Raw genomic sequence first — 13,523 nt, 5'->3', positions numbered from 1 at the left:
CCGACGATAAGCTTGACAGGACAACTGTGTCAACTAACATGTTAGCATACTAATCGAGATAATCATGTCCCTGAGCACCGAACACGACTTCCCGGACATCACCCTGCCGGACATCAGCAAGCTCTCCGGATCGCTGGCCCAGCGCGTCTACGAGGCTTTGCGGACAGCGATCCTCGCCATGGACCTGCCGCCTGGCACACCGTTGAAAAAACAGGTGATTTGCGAACAGCTGGGCGTGTCGCGCTCTCCTGTCACCGAGGCGATCACCAAACTCGCCGCCGAAGGTTTGGTGGAGGTCGTGCCGCAATCCGGGTCCCGCGTGACCAAATTCTCCATGTCGGAAATCCGCGAAGGCGCCTTCCTGCGTGAAGCCATCGAGCTTGCCGCCGTCGCCCGGGTGGCAGAAGAACGGACGGAAGAGCAGCTGGCGGAACTGACGCGCAATCTGCGTCTGCAGGCGCTCTGCCTGGAAGACCACGACGAGACCGGTTTCTACCGGGAAGACGAACATATGCACGAGCTGATCTTCGCCTTCACCGGCTATCCGAGGCTCAACGCGCTGGCCGCGACCGGCTGGGTTCAGGTCAATCGGGCCCGGCAATTGCTGTTGCCCATGCGCGGCCGGGCCTATGAGGCCTATGAGGAACACCGGCAGATTCTCGAGGCCATTCGCGACCGCGATCCGGAACGGGCCCGCAAGGCGATGCAAAAACACCTGAGTGAGCTGGTCACACGCCTTGAGCCGCTGGCGGAAAGCCGGCCGGACCTGTTCGACTGAGATCGGACCGAAATCAAACACCGGGAGGATAAACATGACCGCTCTGAAATCGCGGCCACTAAATGCAAGAACCAATCGCCCGATCCACCTGACGGAGATGGGTTTTGGCGGTGCGCCGCTCGGCAATCTTTATCGCAAGGTCTCCGAAGAGGATGCGCAGGCCGCCCTGCAGACGGCCTTCGACAACGGCATCCGCTATTTCGACACGGCGCCTCAATACGGCCTTGGCCGCTCGGAACTGCGTTTTGCCGAGGCGATCAGGCGGTTCGGGCGGGACAATATCTGCCTGTCGACCAAGATCGGCCGCCTGCTCATCGACTGCACGCCCGAGGAAGTGACCCCGGAGGCCTTTGTCGACGTGCCGCAGAAGAAGATCGTCTTCGACTACAGCTATGACGGCGTCATGCGCAGCTACGAGGCAAGCCGAGAGCGCCTCGGCGTCGCCAATGCCGACATTCTGTTCGTGCATGATGTCTGCGCGTTTTCGCAAGGGTCGCAGGAAGCCAGCGATGCGCGGGTGCGGGAACTGTTCGACGACGGCGGCTACAGGGCGCTCACCGAGTTGAAAGATGCCGGCGAGATTGCCGCAATCGGCGCCGGGGTCAACGAGTGGCAGGTCTGCCAGAAACTGCTGGGCCTCGCCGATTTCGACGGTTTCCTGCTCGCGGGCCGCTATACGCTGCTGGAACAGGACGCCCTGGAGAGCTTCCTGCCGCTTTGCGAAAAACGCGATGTCGGCATCATTCTGGGCGGGCCTTACAATTCCGGCATTCTCGCGACCGGCGCCGTCCCTGGCGCCAAGTACAACTATACTGAGGCACCACCGGACATCCTTGAGCGGGTGCGCCGGATCGAGGCGGTTTGCAACTCTCATTCCGTACCGCTGATTGCAGCCGCGCTGCAATTCGTGCTCGGTCATCCGGCCGTCAAGACAGTCATCCCCGGCGCGGTCAACGCCACCGAGGTCGAGGCCAACATTGCCCTTCTGAAAACCAACATTCCCGCCGGTCTCTGGTCCGACCTCAGGACCGAGAACTTGATTCGGCCGGATGCCCCCCTTCCAAGCGAGACCTCCCATGCTGCGTAATCTGCCCCAGATCCTGAGCCCTGCCCTGCTCTATGCCTTGAGGGCCATGGGCCATGGCGACCGGATCGTCATCGCCGATGCCAATTATCCGGCCGAAAGCAGCGGTCCGGAGTGTATCCGCCTGGACGGAATCACCGCCACCGATGTGCTCGCGGCCATCCTTCAGGTGATGCCGCTCGACACATTTGTCGCCGCCCCGGCGCAGACCATGCAGGTCGTCGGCGATCCGGACGCCGTTCCGGACATTGTCGCCGAGTTCCAGACCCTCATCGACGAGACCGCCGACAATCCGGCACAGATTTCAACGCTCGAACGGCACGCCTTTTACGAGGAAGCCTCGTCCGCCTTCGCGGTCGTCCAGACCGGAGAGCAACGAATTTACGGCAACATCATCCTGACCAAAGGCATCATCGCGCCATGAGACTGGACGCCCATCAGCATTTCTGGCAGCTCGCGCGCGGCGACTATGGCTGGCTGACACCGGATTTTAAACCGATCTACCGGGATTTCGGACCGGGCGACCTGACGCCTTACCTAACTCGCTTCGGAATTGAAGGCACCATCCTGATCCAGGCAGCACCGACCGTCGCCGAAACCCGCTTCATGCTGGGCCTTGCGCGGCAGAACGCGTTCATCAAGGGTGTGGTCGGCTGGGTGGATTTCGAGGCAAGCGATGCTCCGGACCAGATCGCGGAGCTTGCGGCCGATCCAAAGCTTGTCGGTCTTCGGCCGATGATCCAGGACATTGACGATCCCGACTGGATGCTGAAGGGCAGTCTGACCCCGGCCTACAGCGCGCTTGTCGCGCACGATCTTGTCTTCGACGCCCTCACGCTGCCGCAGCATCTGAGAAACCTGCTGTGGCTTACAGACAGGCACCCGCGCTTGCGGATAGTTATCGACCACGGCTCCAAGCCCGATATCGCCGGCGGCAATGTCTCCGCCTGGGCAGAGGATATGTACTTCATCGCGGAACGTCCGTCGGTCTACTGCAAGCTCTCTGGTCTTGTGACGGAGGCAGGAGCCAAATGGACTGTCGACACCTTGCGTCCACATGTTGATTACCTCCTGGACATATTTGGCCCGGACCGACTGATCTGGGGCTCCGACTGGCCGGTCTGCACGCTTGCCTGTTCCTACGAAGACTGGGTTCAGCTCACGGGCGAGCTGCTGCAGGATCTCTCAGAGGATGAAAAGCAGGCCGTTCTTGGAGGCAATGCCGAGCGGGTCTACCTGCGGGCGCGCAATAGCTGAGGCCTCCACCAGCTTGCAGCATTACCCCAGACTTGCATGACCGGTGATGACCCTCAGAACTTCCTGCGCCACGACCTGCGCCACCGGAGTCAGCACCTGCCCCTTACGCGTCAGGAAGGAATAAGTCTCCACCGACAGCGGCAAGCGGCTTTCCAGAACCGCAATGCTGCCGGGCGCGCCATCCGGCCGGTTGGCAAAGCTGTTGGCCACAGATCTCGCGACCGGTGCGACCGCATTGGTCTGCTGGATGGTCGCCAGCGTGAACAGGAAGGAAGAGGTGGTCAGCACGCGCCCGGGCAAGGACAGGCCGGCGTCCCGGAGCGCCTGTTCCACCGTTTGCCGGATCGGTGCGCCGACCGGCGGCAACACCCAGTCATAAGGCAGAAAGGCATCCGCGGCCAAAGGCGTCTCGTGCCTTGTCAGCGGATGGCCGATCCGCGCGATCATCACGGCGGGTTCGCGCAACAGCGGCTTTTCCTCAAAGAGGGCGGGATCCTCGTCAACAGGTACCCGGCTGATCGAGAAGTCCAGCCGACCATCCTCCAGCATCATCGCCAGTGAGTTGCTTGGCCCGACCTCCACGGAAATCGAGATTTCCGGGCTGTGAATGCGGATCTGGCGCAGCGCCGGCAGCACATATTCGATGGCCGGTCCAGTCACCGAGCCGATGCTGACATGACCGCTCTGGCCCGCCTGGTGCTGCTCGATATCCCGGCCGGCATCGGCGAATTCCTGTAGGATGCGCACGCATCTTTCAGCCAGTTTGCGGCCGACATCGGTCAGCTCGATGCCCCGGCCGCTGCGAAAATAGATCTCCGCCCCGGTGATCCGCTCGATTTCGGCGATCAGGCGCGAGGCGGCCGGCTGGGTGATGCCGAGTACCTGAGCGGCGTCGGTCAGCCGTGAATGACCGGCCAGTTCAGCCAGCAGGCGCAGATGGGAAATCTTCAGGCCGCGTCGCAGCAGATCCAGGCTCATGAACGTCTCAACCTCAAATCACATACCATTTTTGGTATTCAACAATAATGAATAATAATTTGACGGTCATGTTGATTTTCTCCCATTTAGACCCGGCATCACCCATGCATGCCTGAGATTGACTTGAGGCCGGTGGGGAACCGGTCTGGGAGGACGAAATGAAACTTGTTTCCAAGGCGCTGGTCGCGGTCGCGGCAGCAGCAACCCTCATGTCCGGCGTCGCGCTTTCCGGCGCAGCCATGGCCCAGGACAAGGGCACCATCGGCATTGCCATGCCGACCAAATCCTCGGCCCGCTGGATTTCCGACGGCAACTCGATGGTCGAGCAGTTCACCGAAGCCGGCTACGCCACCGACCTGCAATACGCTGAAGACGATATTCCGAACCAGCTGGCGCAGATCGAGAACATGATCACCAAGGGCGTCGACGTCCTCGTGATCGCCGCCATCGACGGCACCACGCTTTCCAACGCGCTGGAAAACGCGGCCGCCTCCGGCATCAAGGTCATTGCCTATGACCGCCTGATCCGCGACAGCGGCGATGTCGACTATTACGCCACCTTCGACAACTTCAAGGTCGGCGTACAGCAGGCGACCTCGCTGGTAAGCGGCCTGAAAGAGCGCTTCGGCGACGGCCCGTACAATGTTGAATTGTTTGGCGGATCCCCGGACGACAACAACGCCTATTTCTTCTATGACGGCGCCATGTCCGTCTTGCAGCCGCTGATCGATGACGGCACCGTCGTCATCCAGTCCGGCCAGATGGGCATGGACACGGTCGGCACCCTGCGCTGGGACGGCGCTGTCGCCCAGGCCCGCATGGACAACCTTCTGTCCGCCCACTACACCGACAAGACCCTCCATGGCGCGCTCAGCCCCTATGACGGCCTGTCCATCGGCATCCTGTCGTCCCTGAAAGGTGTCGGCTACGGCTCCGGCGACCAGAAAATGCCGATCGTCACAGGTCAGGACGCCGAAGTTCCTTCCGTGAAGTCCATCCTCGCGGGTGAGCAGTACTCCACCGTCTTCAAGGACACCCGTGAACTGGCCCGTGTCACCGTCGGCATGGTCAATGCCCTGCTGGAAGGCGGCGAGCCGGAAATCAACGACACCAAGACCTATGACAATGGCGTCAAGGTGGTGCCGTCCTACCTGCTGGAGCCGGTCGCGGTCGACTCAAGCAATTGGGAAGATATCCTGATCGGCAGCGGCTACTACACGGCTGACCAGGTCAAATAAGAAAATTCTCCCAAGCAGACTTCCCGCCCGTAGGCGTTAAACTTGCGGGCGGGTCTTTCCTTCCGAACTCGGAGAACGGGGTCGATGGCACTCCTTTCCATGCAGAACATTAGCAAGACCTTTCCCGGCGTGAAGGCGCTGAACCAGGTCAATCTGGACGTCCAAGAAGGCGAGATCCACGCCGTCGTCGGCGAGAACGGTGCCGGCAAGTCCACGCTGATGAAGGTTCTGTCAGGCGTCTACCCGCACGGCCAGTATGACGGCGAGATCGTCTATGACGGCGCGCCGGCCCGGTTCTCAGGAATCTCGGACAGCGAACGCAAGGGCATCATCATCATCCACCAGGAACTGGCGCTGGTGCCGCAGCTGTCCATCGCAGAGAACATCTTCCTGGGCAACGAATGCGCCCGCAAGGGTATGATCGACTGGCGCGAAACCAACAAGCGCACCGAAGAGCTTCTGGCCAAGGTCGGGCTGGTGGAAGCGCCGACCACCAAGGTCGACAATATCGGCGTCGGCAAGCAGCAGCTGGTGGAAATCGCCAAGGCGCTGTCCAAGGACGTCAAGCTTCTGATCCTGGACGAGCCGACCGCCGCGCTCCAGGAGAACGACAGCAGGAAACTGCTCGACCTGATGCTGGAGCTGAAGGCACAGGGCGTCACCAGCATCATCATCTCGCACAAGCTGAACGAAGTCCGTTACGTCGCCGACAGCGTCACCGTGATCCGGGACGGCATGACGGTTTCCAAGCTTGATGCCAGGGCGGGTCTGAGCGAAGACGATATCGTGCGCGACATGGTCGGCCGGGACATGACCCACCGGTTTCCGGAACACAGCCGCACCCCCGGCGATATCCTGATGGAGGTCGAGGGCTGGAACGTCTGGCACCCGGAACATGCCGAGCGGAAAGTCATCAAGAATGCTTCGTTCAATGTCCGCGCCGGCGAGGTCGTCGGCATTGCCGGGCTGATGGGCTCCGGGCGGACCGAGCTCGCCATGTCGATCTTCGGCCGTTCCTATGGCCGCAACATTTCCGGGTCCGTGAAGCTGAAGGGCCAGCCGGTCGATGTCAGCTCGGTCGACCGGGCCATCGATGCCGGCATTTCCTATGTCACCGAGGACCGCAAGGCGCTCGGCCTGGTGCTCGACGAGACCATCCGGTTCAACACCACGCTGGCCAATCTCGAAGGCGTTTCGGCAGGATCCATTCTGAAGCGCAACGAAGAGACCAAGGTCGCCGAACGCTACCGCGAGGCGCTGGCGATCCGTACCCCGTCGGTGTTCCAGAAGACGGTCAACCTGTCGGGCGGCAACCAGCAGAAGGTGGTTCTGGCCAAATGGCTCTTCACCGCGCCGGAAGTCCTGATCCTCGACGAGCCGACCCGCGGCATCGATGTCGGCGCCAAATATGAAATCTACACCATCATCAACGACCTCGCGGCCCAGGGCAAAGCGGTGGTCATGATCTCGTCTGAAATGCCGGAACTGCTCGGCATGTGCGACCGGATCTACGTCATGAACGAAGGCGCGCTTGTCGGCGAACTCAACGCCGCCGACGCGAGCCAGGAGCGCATCATGTCGCTCATTGTCAACGAGTGAAAGAGCGAGACCGATGGAACTGGCAGAAAGCGATAGCAATGTGGCTCCGGTCGTTAAGACCAAGAGCATTGGCGAGTATCTTTCCTCGCACCTGCGCCAATACGGCCTTCTCTTCGCACTGATCGCGGTGATGGCCTTCTTTCAGATCGTCACCGACGGCACTCTGCTGCGGGCGGTGAACGTCACCAATCTGCTGCTGCAGAACTCCTATATCGTCATCATGGCGCTCGGCATGCTGATCGTCATCGTGTCGGGCAATATCGACCTCTCGGTCGGCTCGGTGATGGGCTTCATCGGCGCGCTCGCCGCGGTGATGATCGTCAATCACGACATGCCCGTCCTGGTGACCATCATCAGCTGCCTCGTGATCGGCGGCGTGATCGGCGCGGCCCAGGGCTATTGGGTCGCCTATTGGAAGATCCCCTCCTTCATCGTGACCCTGGCGGGCATGCTGGTCTTCCGCGGTCTGTCGCTGTGGTTGCTCGAGGGCCAGTCCGTCGGCCCGTTCCCGAAGGAATTCCAGGTGCTGGCCACCGGCTTTGTACCGGACATCTTCCCGGCCGGCCTCGGCGCGGCACTGGCGGAGATCTTCGATGCGCGCAAGGTCAACGTCCTGGCGCTCGGCACCGGCCTCGCCGCCGCTGCCCTGGTGGTCTGGATCGGCCTGCGCCAGCGCGCCCAGAACAAGGCCTACGGTATCGAGGACGAGCCGAGGAGCTTCTTCGTCGCCCGCAACGTGATCATTGCCGCCGCGCTGATCTTCGTCATGTTCAAGCTGTCCCTGTTCCGCGGGCTGCCGAACGTGCTGATCACCATGGGCGTCCTGACGGTCATCTATGCCTTCATCACCGAAACGACCACGGTCGGCCGGCGGATCTATGCCCTTGGCGGCAACCAGAAGGCCGCCAAGCTCTCCGGCATCAAGACCGAGCGGCTGACCTTCCTCGCCTTCACCAACATGGGCGTGCTGGCCGCCGCGGCGGGCCTGGTCTTTGCCGCCCGCCTCAACACGGCAACCCCGAAAGCTGGTTTCGCGCTGGAGCTCGACGTGATCGCGGCGGTGTTCATCGGCGGCGCCTCCATGTCCGGCGGGGTCGGCACCATCATCGGCGCAGTGGTCGGCGCCTTCCTGATGGGCGTGCTCAACAACGGCATGTCGATCATGGGCATCGGCATCGACTACCAGCAGATGATCAAGGGCCTGGTCCTGCTCGCCGCCGTCATCTTCGACGTCTACAACAAGAACAAGCAGGGATAGCGCCATGTTGATTTCCCAGATCCGCGACGATGCCGGCAACCAGGCGGTCGTCGTTCGAAACGGCAGCGAAGCCTGTATCCTGAAAGGGGCTCCATCGACCTACGCCCTCGTCCAGGAAGCCATCGAAAAAGGCATCAGCCTGGCCGACTGCATCCGCGGCTACGACCTCGGCCCTGCCGTCGATCTTGAACAGCTTGCTGCCGAAGGCCGCCTGCTGCTGCCGATCACCCATCCGGACGGGGCGCATCTGCATCTGACCGGCACCGGCCTGACCCATCTCGGCTCCGCCGCGACCCGCGATGCCATGCATGCCAAGTCGAAGAACGACGATGCAAACGTCACAGACAGCATGAAGATGTTCCATATGGGACTGGAAAACGGACGCCCCGCCCCCGGCCATGTCGGTGTGCAACCCGAATGGTTCTACAAGGGTAACGGCGCCTGCGCGGTCGCCCCCGGCGGCGACCTTGTCAGCCCTGGTTTTTGCAACGATGGCGGCGAGGAACCGGAGATTGCGGGCGTCTATGTGATTGCCAGGGACGGCTCGCCGTTCCGGGTTGGTTTCGCGCTTGCGAACGAATTTTCCGACCACGTCATGGAACGGCAGAACTATCTCTATCTGGCCCACTCCAAATTGCGCCCCGCCTCTTTCGGGCCGGAGCTGCTTGTCGGTGAGCTGCCGGAAAGCGTCCAGGGCACCAGCCGGATCTACCGGGGCGGCTCGCTGCTCTGGGAAAAACCGTTCCTGTCCGGCGAAGCGAACATGTCGCACACGCTCGCCAATCTGGAACACCACCATTTCAAATACGGCGTCTTCCGCCAGCCGGGCGATGTCCATGTGCACATGTTCGGAACGGCGACCCTCTCCTTTGCCGACGGCATTTCCTGCCAGGAGGGCGACGAGGTCGAGATTTCCGCGCCGGGCTTCGGCGTTCCCTTGAAAAACCGGCTTGTGTTCCGGCCGTCGGAAGATGCCGCCGTTCAAGTGAAAGTGCTTTAAGTCATGACGTTCAAACCGGCAAAATGGCCGCGCAGATTGCGCTCGGCCGAATGGTTCGGCGGCACCAGCCGCGACCACATCTATCATCGCAGCTGGATGAAGAACCAGGGCCTGCCGGATGACCTTTTCGACGGCCGCCCGGTGATCGGCATCTGCAACACCTGGTCCCAGCTCACTCCCTGTAACGGCCATCTCCGCGATCTCGCCGAACGGGTCAAGCACGGCATCTACGAGGCCGGCGGCTTTCCCGTCGAGTTTCCGGTGTTTTCGACCGGTGAGAGCACGCTCAGACCCACGGCGATGATGTACCGAAATCTGGCCTCGATGGATGTGGAAGAAGCGATCCGCGCGACGCCGCTGGACGGTGTTGTCCTTCTGGTCGGCTGCGACAAGACCACGCCGTCCCTGATCATGGGCGCGGCCTCCGTCGATCTTCCGGCGATCGTGGTCACCGGAGGGCCGATGCTCAACGGCTGGTTCCAAGGCGAGCGGGTCGGTTCGGGCACCCATCTCTGGAAATTCTCCGAAGCCGTGAAGGCCGGCGAGATGACACAAGAAGAGTTTTTGGAAGCGGAAGCCGCCATGAGCCGGTCGCCCGGCACCTGCAACACCATGGGCACGGCCTCCACCATGGCCTCCATGGCCGAGGCACTTGGCATGGCGCTCTCCGGCAACGCCGCCATTCCCGCAGTCGACAGCCGCCGCCGGGTGATGGCGCATCTGTCGGGCCGTCGGATCGTGCAGATGGTCAAGGACGACCTGAAGCCGTCCGATATCCTGACACGAAAAGCCTTCGAGAATGCCATCCGCACCAACGGCGCCATCGGCGGCTCGACCAACGCGGTCATTCATCTGCTTGCGATTGCCGGCCGCGTCGGCATCGACCTCACCCTGGACGACTGGGACAGGCTCGGCCGGGACATTCCGACCGTCGTCAATCTGATGCCGTCGGGCAAATATCTGATGGAAGAGTTCTTCTATGCCGGTGGCCTGCCGGTGGTGATCAAACGGCTCGGCGAAGCCGGCATGCTCCACAAGGACGCGATCACGGTGGCCGGCGAGGCGATCTGGGACCAGGTCAAGGATGCGAAGAACTGGAACGAGGATGTCATCCTGCCGGTCGAGGAAGCCTTGACCCAACAGGGCGGCATCGCGGTGCTGAAGGGCAATCTGGCGCCGAGTGGTGCAGTGCTGAAGCCCTCCGCCGCCTCGCCGCACCTGCTTCAGCACCGGGGCCGCGCGGTCGTTTTCGAGGACATTGACGACTACAAGGCGAAGATCAACGACGACGCGCTCGACATCGACGAGACCTGCGTGATGGTCCTGAAGAATTGCGGACCCAAGGGCTATCCGGGCATGTCCGAGGTCGGCAACATGGGTCTGCCGCCGAAAGTTTTGAAAAAGGGCATCACCGACATGGTGCGCATTTCCGATGCGCGCATGTCCGGCACGGCCTATGGCACCGTCGTGCTGCACACCACCCCGGAAGCTGCCGCCGGTGGCCCGCTCGCGGTGGTGAAAACCGGTGACATGATCGAACTGGATGTGCCGAACCGGAAAATCCATCTCGACATTTCCGAAGAAGAACTGATCGAGCGGCTTGCGGCCTGGTCTCCGAACCACCACGTCCCGGAGAGCGGCTATGCCCGCCTGTTCCACGATCACGTCCAGGGCGCCGATACCGGTGCCGATTTCGACTTCCTGAAAGGCTGTCGCGGCTCCGCCGTGCCGAAGGATTCTCATTGATGGCTGAAAAACTGGCGCTGGTGGGCATCGGCAAGATTGCCCGCGACCAGCATATTCCCGCAATCAACGCAAACCCGGACTGGAGCCTCGCGGCGGCGGTCAGTCGTCATGCCGGTGTCGATGGCATCGACCATTTTCAGGACATAGACGCGCTGCTGGAAAACCGGCCGGACATCACGGTGGTGTCACTCGCGATCCCGCCCCAGCCGCGGTTCGACTATGCCGCCAAGGCCTTGAGAGCGGGCAAGCATGTCATGCTGGAAAAACCGCCGGGGCAGAGCCTTGCGGAGTGTTTCACGCTTGAACAAATGGCGAAGGAACACGGCGTAACCCTTTTTGCCACCTGGCATTCCCGCCATGCCGACAATGTTCCGGCGCTGAAAGCCTTTCTTGCAGAACGCACCCTGAAGCGCCTGAAGATCACCTGGAAGGAAGACGTGCGCCGCTGGCATCCGGGCCAGGAATGGATCTGGGAGCCGGGCGGCATGGGCGTCTTCGATCCGGGTATCAACGCCCTGTCGATCCTGACGGAAATCCTGCCCTATCCGGTCCATCTCACCGGCGCGACGTTGGAATTTCCGGAAAACCGGGCGACCCCGATCGCCGCCAACCTGGATTTTGCCGATCCGACCGGGGCCGAGATGAGCGCCGTCTTCGACTGGCGCCAGGAAGGTCCGCAGACCTGGGACATCGACATTGAAACCGACCGCGGCTGCGCCAAACTCTCACTTGGCGGTGAAAGGTTGGAAATCGAGGGCGCGCCCGCTACACAGGGGGCGAACCACGAATATGCCAATCTCTATGCCCGCATGGCGGAGCTGGTGAAAACCGGCAGGAGCGATGTCGATCTCTCGCCGATGATCCATGTCTGCGACGCCTTCTCGCTGGGCCGCAGGCTCACCACGGACGCCTTTCATTTCTAGGCTGGTCACAGCCTGAGTTCACATTCGAAACCAGAAGGTTTGTCATGACATTCATGCCTCACGGAAAACAGCTCGTTGCCGGTCAATGGGTCGCGAGCGACGCCACCTTCACCTCCGAGCCCGCCACCGGCACCGCCCATGCCTTTTCGGTCGGCACGCCCGAGCAGGTCGACTCCGCCTGCCAGGCCGCCGAGGAGGCATTCTGGACCTACGGCTATTCCTCCAGTGAAGACCGCGCCAGGTTCCTGAACGCGATTGCCGACGAGATCGAGACCCTCGCCGACGCCATCACCGAGATCGGCATGGCCGAAACCGGCCTGCCGCAAGCCCGGCTCCAGGGTGAGCGTGGCCGGACCACCGGTCAGCTGCGCCTCTTCGCAAGCCACATACTGAAGGGCGATTATCAGGACAAGCGCCACGACGAGGCCCTGCCCGACCGCCAGCCATTGCCACGCCCGGATCTGAAACTGGTGCAGCGTCCGATCGGCCCTGTCGCCGTCTTCGGCGCGTCCAATTTCCCGCTTGCCTTTTCAACCGCCGGCGGCGACACCGCTTCGGCCCTGGCGGCCGGCTGTCCGGTCGTGGTGCGCGGCCATCCGGCCCATCCGGGCACGGGCGAAATCGTTGCCGAGGCGATTGCCGCGGCAGTGAAATCCTGCGGCCTACATCCCGGCGTCTTCTCCTTCATCCAGGGCAATGGCTACGAAGTCGGCCAGGCGCTGGTGCAGCACCCGCTGATCACCGCGGTCGGCTTTACGGGCTCCCTGCGCGGTGGCCGGGCCCTGTTCGATCTCTGCGCCCAGCGCTCCAATCCGATCCCGTTCTTCGGCGAACTCGGCTCGGTCAACCCGATGTTCCTGCTGCCCGAGGCTCTTTCCGCGCGCGGAGAAGCGATTGCCAAGGGATGGGCCGGATCGCTGACGATGGGCGCGGGCCAGTTCTGCACCAATCCGGGCATCGTGCTCGTGATCGACGGCCCGGCCGCGGACGCCTTCGTCAAAACCGCGACGGAGGCTCTCGGCGAGATCGGCGCCCAGACAATGCTCACCGACGGCATTGCGTCGGCGTTCCGATCCGGAGCCAAGCGTGTGGCCGGATCGAGCGGTGTGCGCGAACTGATCGGCACCAGCTGCGAGACCCGCGAAGCCGCTCCCTATTTCTTCGAGACCACCGGCGACAACTGGCTGGCCAACGAGGAACTCGGCGAAGAGGTCTTCGGCCCGCTCGGCATCGTCGTGCGCGTGAAAGACGAGATACAACTGCTTGAAATCGCGAAGGGTCTTGAAGGTCAGCTCACCTGCACCCTGCAGATGGACGACGGCGACACAGAGCTTGCGCGCAAGTTGATGCCGGTGCTGGAACGCAAGGCCGGCCGCGTGCTCGCCAACGGCTTCCCGACCGGCGTCGAAGTCGCGGATGCCATGGTCCATGGCGGCCCCTACCCGGCTTCGACCAATTTCGGCGCCACCTCGGTCGGAACCCTCGCCATCCGCCGCTTCCTGCGCCCGGTCTGCTACCAGAACCTGCCGGATGGTTTGCTGCCGGTAGCGTAAGTTTGAGCGAAGACACAGTCGACCTCACACCAAATCCGACGTCATCCTGAGGAACGCGCCCGCGCGCGTCTTGAAGGATCTGCACCTTGTTCAGGAGCAAGCGGCCGAT

12 protein-coding genes are annotated in these 13,523 nt (G+C 62.3%); 11 read left to right on the top strand and 1 reads right to left on the bottom strand.

The genetic code is table 11. The annotated features are described in order from the left end of the window. Positions 1 to 64: 64 nt before the first annotated feature. The 4 genes from M0H32_RS06230 to M0H32_RS06215 are packed head-to-tail and all read left to right on the top strand — an operon-like array spanning position 65 to position 3,119. Positions 65 to 778 (top strand): GntR family transcriptional regulator, encoded by a 714-nt coding sequence (locus M0H32_RS06230; protein ID WP_248152218.1) that lies wholly within the window; start codon positions 65 to 67, stop codon positions 776 to 778. A 43-nt stretch (positions 779 to 821) separates the two neighbouring features. Next, positions 822 to 1,865 carry an aldo/keto reductase gene (locus M0H32_RS06225; protein ID WP_425607303.1) on the top strand — a complete coding sequence of 348 codons (1,044 nt, stop codon included), beginning with the start codon at positions 822 to 824 and terminating at the stop codon, positions 1,863 to 1,865. Beyond that, positions 1,855 to 2,286 (top strand): RbsD/FucU family protein, encoded by a 432-nt coding sequence (locus M0H32_RS06220; RefSeq protein ID WP_248152212.1) that lies wholly within the window; start codon positions 1,855 to 1,857, stop codon positions 2,284 to 2,286. Before M0H32_RS06225 ends, M0H32_RS06220 begins: the two co-directional genes overlap by 11 nt. Further along, entirely contained in the window at positions 2,283 to 3,119 is an 837-nt protein-coding gene (locus M0H32_RS06215; protein ID WP_248152211.1) for an amidohydrolase family protein, read from the top strand. Before M0H32_RS06220 ends, M0H32_RS06215 begins: the two co-directional genes overlap by 4 nt. 21 nt (positions 3,120 to 3,140) lie before the next feature. Here the strand turns inward: M0H32_RS06215 and M0H32_RS06210 are convergent, their stop codons facing one another. Beyond that, positions 3,141 to 4,097, bottom strand: coding sequence for a LysR substrate-binding domain-containing protein (locus M0H32_RS06210; RefSeq protein WP_248152208.1), 957 nt, complete (start codon positions 4,095 to 4,097; stop codon positions 3,141 to 3,143). 158 nt (positions 4,098 to 4,255) lie between these two features. On the opposite strand from M0H32_RS06210, the gene chvE reads away from it, so the two are divergent. The 7 genes from chvE (at position 4,256) to M0H32_RS06175 (ending at position 13,414) form a co-directional block, all read left to right on the top strand. Beyond that, entirely contained in the window at positions 4,256 to 5,335 is a 1,080-nt protein-coding gene (gene chvE, locus M0H32_RS06205) for a multiple monosaccharide ABC transporter substrate-binding protein (RefSeq protein WP_248152199.1), read from the top strand. Between the two features lie 84 nt (positions 5,336 to 5,419). Further along, complete coding sequence (gene mmsA, locus M0H32_RS06200) at positions 5,420 to 6,934, top strand: multiple monosaccharide ABC transporter ATP-binding protein (RefSeq protein WP_248152196.1); 1,515 nt, start codon at positions 5,420 to 5,422, stop codon at positions 6,932 to 6,934. A 13-nt stretch (positions 6,935 to 6,947) separates the two neighbouring features. Continuing rightward, positions 6,948 to 8,192: a multiple monosaccharide ABC transporter permease gene (gene mmsB, locus M0H32_RS06195; RefSeq protein ID WP_248152193.1), complete on the top strand. Its 1,245-nt coding sequence runs from the start codon at positions 6,948 to 6,950 to the stop codon at positions 8,190 to 8,192. 4 nt (positions 8,193 to 8,196) lie between these two features. Then, positions 8,197 to 9,192, top strand: a complete 996-nt coding sequence (gene araD1, locus M0H32_RS06190; RefSeq protein WP_248152192.1) for an AraD1 family protein — start codon at positions 8,197 to 8,199, stop codon at positions 9,190 to 9,192. A gap of 3 nt (positions 9,193 to 9,195) precedes the next feature. Continuing rightward, positions 9,196 to 10,938: an L-arabinonate dehydratase gene (gene araD, locus M0H32_RS06185; RefSeq protein ID WP_248152190.1), complete on the top strand. Its 1,743-nt coding sequence runs from the start codon at positions 9,196 to 9,198 to the stop codon at positions 10,936 to 10,938. After that, positions 10,938 to 11,861 (top strand): Gfo/Idh/MocA family protein, encoded by a 924-nt coding sequence (locus M0H32_RS06180; protein WP_248152189.1) that lies wholly within the window; start codon positions 10,938 to 10,940, stop codon positions 11,859 to 11,861. The genes araD and M0H32_RS06180 overlap by 1 nt, the downstream gene beginning before the upstream one ends. 44 nt (positions 11,862 to 11,905) lie before the next feature. Beyond that, positions 11,906 to 13,414: an aldehyde dehydrogenase (NADP(+)) gene (locus M0H32_RS06175; RefSeq protein ID WP_248152188.1), complete on the top strand. Its 1,509-nt coding sequence runs from the start codon at positions 11,906 to 11,908 to the stop codon at positions 13,412 to 13,414. The last annotated feature ends 109 nt before the right edge of the window (positions 13,415 to 13,523 follow it).

Origin of the sequence: Roseibium sediminicola, from assembly GCF_023156505.1 — a bacterium.
In the GTDB taxonomy this organism is placed as follows: domain Bacteria; phylum Pseudomonadota; class Alphaproteobacteria; order Rhizobiales; family Stappiaceae; genus Roseibium; species Roseibium sediminicola.
The sequence above is the reverse complement of the archived record's forward strand: the minus strand, read 5'-3'. Positions and strand labels throughout refer to the sequence as shown.